We start from the raw sequence: 5739 nt of genomic DNA on the forward strand, positions 1-5739 counted from the left end.
TATAATGCGCACCTCGTTAACGCAAAGCGTTGATGTTGAAGGCCCTGGTGGCCCTGTTCTTTAAAAATTAGGATGACTGATAAGTGTGGGTGTTTGTAGTTGGGTGAAGCGCATTTAATGCGTAGAAGCCTCAGAAAATACAAATGCTTTACACTTAGATTTATGACAAGTATGTACAGTGTTTTTTACACACATACCTTGAAATGAATTTGAGAAATTAAGCGAAACGAATACCGCCTCGAAAGAGGTATAAAGTAATAGTTAGGAATTAAACTGAAGAGTTTGATCCTGGCTCAGATTGAACGCTGGCGGAATGCTTTACACATGCAAGTCGAACGATGAACCCTAGCTTGCTAGGGGGATTAGTGGCGAACGGGTGAGTAATATATCGGAACGTGCCTTGTAATGGGGGATAACTAGTCGAAAGATTAGCTAATACCGCATACGCCCTGAGGGGGAAAGTAGGGGATCTTCGGACCTTACGTTATAAGAGCGGCCGATATCTGATTAGCTAGTTGGTGGGGTAATGGCCTACCAAGGCTTCGATCAGTAGCTGGTCTGAGAGGACGACCAGCCACACTGGAACTGAGACACGGTCCAGACTCCTACGGGAGGCAGCAGTGGGGAATTTTGGACAATGGGCGCAAGCCTGATCCAGCCATTCCGCGTGAGTGAAGAAGGCCTTCGGGTTGTAAAGCTCTTTCGCAAGGGAAGAAAACTTACTTTCTAATAAAGAGTGAGGCTGACGGTACCTTGATAAGAAGCACCGGCTAACTACGTGCCAGCAGCCGCGGTAATACGTAGGGTGCGAGCGTTAATCGGAATTACTGGGCGTAAAGCGTGCGCAGGCGGTTTGGCAAGTCAGATGTGAAATCCCCGAGCTCAACTTGGGAACTGCGTTTGAAACTGCCAGACTAGAATATGTCAGAGGGGGGTAGAATTCCACGTGTAGCAGTGAAATGCGTAGAGATGTGGAGGAATACCAATGGCGAAGGCAGCCCCCTGGGATAATATTGACGCTCATGCACGAAAGCGTGGGGAGCAAACAGGATTAGATACCCTGGTAGTCCACGCCCTAAACGATGTCTACTAGTTGTTGGTGGAGTAAAATCCATGAGTAACGCAGCTAACGCGTGAAGTAGACCGCCTGGGGAGTACGGTCGCAAGATTAAAACTCAAAGGAATTGACGGGGGCCCGCACAAGCGGTGGATTATGTGGATTAATTCGATGCAACGCGAAAAACCTTACCTGGCCTTGACATGCCACTAACGAAGCAGAGATGCATTAGGTGCCCGTAAGGGAAAGTGGACACAGGTGCTGCATGGCTGTCGTCAGCTCGTGTCGTGAGATGTTGGGTTAAGTCCCGCAACGAGCGCAACCCTTGCCATTAATTGCCATCATTTAGTTGGGCACTTTAATGGGACTGCCGGTGACAAACCGGAGGAAGGTGGGGATGACGTCAAGTCCTCATGGCCCTTATGGCCAGGGCTTCACACGTAATACAATGGTCGGTACAGAGAGTTGCCAACCCGCGAGGGGGAGCTAATCTCAGAAAGCCGATCGTAGTCCGGATTGTTCTCTGCAACTCGAGAGCATGAAGTCGGAATCGCTAGTAATCGCGGATCAGCATGTCGCGGTGAATACGTTCCCGGGCCTTGTACACACCGCCCGTCACACCATGGGAGTGGGTTTTACCAGAAGTAGGTAGTCTAACCGCAAGGGGGACGCTTACCACGGTAGTATTCATGACTGGGGTGAAGTCGTAACAAGGTAGCCGTATCGGAAGGTGCGGCTGGATCACCTCCTTTCTAGAGAAGATCACTCGGCTTCAAGCATTCACTCTTATCAGTCATCTGAAAATAAGCAGCAACAAAGATTTAGGCAAACCGCCTTAGGGTCTGTAGCTCAGCTGGTTAGAGCACCGTCTTGATAAGGCGGGGGTCGTTGGTTCGAGCCCAACCAGACCCACCACTCTGATATTGGGGGATTAGCTCAGCTGGGAGAGCACCTGCTTTGCAAGCAGGGGGTCAACGGTTCGATCCCGTTATCCTCCACCACCTATTGATGGTTTGGATACGTGGTTCTTTGTTGCGGTTTAGAGATTAGAAGCAAATGTTACTTGATTGGTAACGATCAAATAATGTTTGCTTCTGGTTTTTAAACGATTAGTTTAATGACTAAGACTGCTCTTTAACAAAATGGAAGAAGTAAAGGAATATAGGTTGTGTGATGACAACTTATATTCAATGGGCGATATTATTTTTTAACCGGAAATAATATCGATTGATTGCAAAATCATAAATATATTAAACGCAAGTTGAGAAGCTTTGGCTGATGAGAAATCAAAAGTTGAAGCGAATCTAACGAGGTTTGATAGTGCTTTAGAATTACCTGTAACGCGTGTCTCATGCACGACGAAACCTGGATTTAAAAAGGGTTTAGGTTTTAACGTTATAGGGTCAAGTGAATAAGTGCATATGGTGGATGCCTTGGCGATTACAGGCGATGAAGGACGTGATAGCCTGCGAAAAGCTTCGGGGAGCTGGCAAATAAGCTTTGATCCGGAGATGTCCGAATGGGGAAACCCACCCGCAAGGGTAACCGCTCCTGAATATATAGGGAGATGGTGGCGAACCGAGTGAACTGAAACATCTAAGTAGCTCGAGGAAAAGAAATCAACCGAGATTCCGTAAGTAGTGGCGAGCGAACATGGAATAGCCTGTTATTTTTAGCAGATGCGATAGTAGAACGGAATGGAAAGTCCGACCGTAGTGGGTGATAGTCCCGTATACGAAATCCCGTCTGTGGAACTAGGGTAACGAAAAGTAGGGCGGGGCACGAGAAACCTTGTCTGAACATGGGGGGACCATCCTCCAAGGCTAAATACTCGTAATCGACCGATAGTGAACAAGTACCGTGAGGGAAAGGCGAAAAGAACCCCGGGAGGGGAGTGAAATAGATCCTGAAACCGTATGCATACAAACAGTGGGAGCGGACTTGTTCCGTGACTGCGTACCTTTTGTATAATGGGTCAGCGACTTACATTCAGTGGCAAGCTTAACCGATAGGGGAGGCGTAGAGAAATCGAGTCCGAATAGGGCGTTTTAGTCGCTGGGTGTAGACCCGAAACCAAGTGATCTATCCATGGCCAGGATGAAGGTGCCGTAACAGGTACTGGAGGTCCGAACCCACAAATGTTGAAAAATTTGGGGATGAGCTGTGGATAGGGGTGAAAGGCTAAACAAACTTGGAGATAGCTGGTTCTCTCCGAAAACTATTTAGGTAGTGCCTCGTATATCATTCTCGGGGGTAGAGCACTGTTATGGCTAGGGGGTTCATAAGAACTTACCAAACCATTGCAAACTCCGAATACTGAGAAATGCAATTACGGGAGACAGACCATGGGTGCTAACGTCCGTGGTCAAGAGGGAAACAACCCAGACCGACAGCTAAGGTCCCAAATGACGTGCTAAGTGGAAAACGAAGTGGGAAGGCATAGACAGCCAGGATGTTGGCTTAGAAGCAGCCATCATTTAAAGAAAGCGTAATAGCTCACTGGTCGAGTCGTCCTGCGCGGAAGATGTAACGGGGCTAAGCACGTAACCGAAGCTTCGGATGCCCTAATTTATTAGGTGCATGGTAGGAGAGCGTTCTGTAGGCCTGCGAAGGTGTTCTGTGAGGAATGCTGGAGGTATCAGAAGTGCGAATGCTGACATGAGTAGCGATAAAGGGAGTGAAAAGCTCCCTCGCCGAAAGCCCAAGGTTTCCTGCGCAACGTTCATCGGCGCAGGGTGAGTCGGCCCCTAAGGTGAGGCAGAGATGCGTAGCTGATGGGAAACAGGTTAATATTCCTGTACCTCTATACAATGCGATGTGGGGACGGAGAAGGTTAGGTCAGCCGGGTGTTGGATGTCCCGGTTCAAGCGTGTAGGTTGGTTCTTTAGGCAAATCCGGAGAGCTAAGACTGAGACGTGATAACGAGCGTACTTGTACGTGAAGTGATTGATACCATGCTTCCAAGAAAAGCCACTAAGCTTCAGTTGTATAAGACCGTACCGCAAACCGACACAGGTGGGCAGGATGAGAATTCTAAGGCGCTTGAGAGAACCCGGGAGAAGGAACTCGGCAAATTAGCACCGTAACTTCGGGAGAAGGTGCGCCCCGGTAACGTGTAGAGACTTGCTCTCGAAGCGTGATGGGGTTGCAGTGAAAAGGTGGCTGCGACTGTTTAATAAAAACACAGCACTCTGCAAACACGAAAGTGGACGTATAGGGTGTGACGCCTGCCCGGTGCTGGAAGATTAAATGATGGGGTGCAAGCTCTTGATTGAAGTCCCAGTAAACGGCGGCCGTAACTATAACGGTCCTAAGGTAGCGAAATTCCTTGTCGGGTAAGTTCCGACCCGCACGAATGGCGTAACGATGGCCACACTGTCTCCTCTCGGGACTCAGCGAAGTTGAAATGTTTGTGAAGATGCAATCTCCCCGCGGCTAGACGGAAAGACCCCATGAACCTTTACTGCAGCTTTACATTGGACTTTGACAAGATTTGTGTAGGATAGGTGGGAGACTATGAAGCGGTGTCGCTAGATATCGTGGAGTCAACCTTGAAATACCACCCTGATGTTGTTGAGGTTCTAACCTAGGTCCGTAATCCGGACTGGGGACCGTGTATGGTAGGCAGTTTGACTGGGGCGGTCTCCTCCCAAAGAGTAACGGAGGAGTGCGAAGGTAACCTAGGTACGGTCGGAAATCGTACTGATAGTGCAATGGCAAAAGGTTGCTTGACTGCGAGACGGACAGGTCGAGCAGGTGCGAAAGCAGGTCATAGTGATCCGGTGGTTCTGTATGGAAGGGCCATCGCTCAACGGATAAAAGGTACTCTGGGGATAACAGGCTGATTCCTCCCAAGAGTTCATATCGACGGGGGAGTTTGGCACCTCGATGTCGGCTCATCACATCCTGGGGCTGTAGCCGGTCCCAAGGGTATGGCTGTTCGCCATTTAAAGTGGTACGTGAGCTGGGTTTAAAACGTCGTGAGACAGTTTGGTCCCTATCTGCCGTGGGCGCTGCAAGTTTGAGGGGACCTGCTCCTAGTACGAGAGGACCGGAGTGGACGCACCTCTGGTGGACCAGTTATCATGCCAATGGTATAGCTGGGTAGCTAAGTGCGGAAGAGATAAACGCTGAAAGCATCTAAGCGTGAAACTCGCCTCGAGATGAGACTTGCCTCTGGCTTTAAGCCAGCTAAAGAGTCGTTCAAGACCAGGACGTTGATAGGTCAGGTGTGGAAGTGCAGTAATGCATTAAGCTAACTGATACTAATTGCTCGTGAGGCTTGATCCTATAACCTTAAAACTTAGACATGATGTAACGTGAAAACGATACAAAAATCTAATGGATGAAAATCCATAAGGTGTAGTTCAAAGCAATATGATTTGGCAATCATCTAGAAATAAGAAACACAAGTTGTTTCATACCCTAATCCCATTGAAAACCAAGCGAACGCTTGCATCCTTTACTTCTTCCAATTTGTTAAAGCAGGCTGAGCTACAACTCAGCACTGTGCATGTCACATATCCCAAGGATATGTCAGGCATAACATTACCAGTTATGTTTGGGGACAATAGCGGTTTGGAACCACCCCTTCCCATCTCGAACAGGGCCGTGAAACGAACTTGCGCCAATGATAGTGTACTCTTCGTATGCGAAAGTAGGTCATCCCCAAGCTCCTTACA

2 tRNA genes and 3 rRNA genes are annotated in these 5739 nt (G+C 48.6%); all 5 read left to right on the plus strand.

Going from position 1 to position 5739, the window contains the following annotated elements:
- Window positions 1-270: 270 nt before the first annotated feature.
- The 5 genes from LPA26_RS14255 (at window position 271) to rrf (ending at window position 5731) form a co-directional block, all read left to right on the plus strand.
- Window positions 271-1809: ribosomal RNA gene (locus tag LPA26_RS14255) — 16S ribosomal RNA — on the plus strand.
- 86 nt (window positions 1810-1895) lie between these two features.
- Window positions 1896-1972, plus strand: a tRNA-Ile gene (locus tag LPA26_RS14260).
- Window positions 1973-1982: 10 nt separating this feature from the next.
- Window positions 1983-2058, plus strand: a tRNA-Ala gene (locus LPA26_RS14265).
- A gap of 400 nt (window positions 2059-2458) precedes the next feature.
- A 23S ribosomal RNA gene (locus LPA26_RS14270) occupies window positions 2459-5347 on the plus strand.
- Between the two features lie 270 nt (window positions 5348-5617).
- Window positions 5618-5731: ribosomal RNA gene (gene rrf, locus LPA26_RS14275) — 5S ribosomal RNA — on the plus strand.
- The 16S, 23S and 5S rRNA genes sit together here with 2 tRNA genes alongside, the layout of an rRNA operon.
- Window positions 5732-5739 lie beyond the last annotated feature (8 nt).

Origin of the sequence: Methylophilus sp. Leaf408, assembly GCF_916856905.1 — a bacterium.
In the GTDB taxonomy this organism is placed as follows: Bacteria; Pseudomonadota; Gammaproteobacteria; order Burkholderiales; family Methylophilaceae; genus Methylophilus.